The following is a 238-nucleotide window of genomic DNA, read 5'->3' on the forward strand; positions in this document are numbered from 1 at the left end:
CCGAGGAGGGCCGCCGCGCCGCCAGCGCGCAAGGGCCGGGCCGCAGCCTGCCCGAGATGATCGCCGACGCGGCCGAGCCCCTGCCCGGTTTCGAGGATCCGGCCTTCGGGCGGATGTTCGACCGCTGGGCAGACCGGCGGGTGATCCTGCTGGGGGAGGCGAGCCACGGGACGTCGGAATTCTACCGCACCCGCGCGGCGATAACGCGCCACCTGATCACGCATCGTGGCTACGACAT

Annotated in this window: 1 pseudogene; it reads left to right on the plus strand. The window is 72.7% G+C overall.

What is annotated here, in order from left to right:
• Positions 1 to 238, plus strand: a pseudogene (locus tag Q1A87_RS24045) (protein-L-isoaspartate O-methyltransferase); the annotation flags it as partial.

This window comes from uncultured Jannaschia sp. (genome assembly GCF_947494055.1).
In the GTDB taxonomy this organism is placed as follows: domain Bacteria; phylum Pseudomonadota; class Alphaproteobacteria; order Rhodobacterales; family Rhodobacteraceae; genus Jannaschia.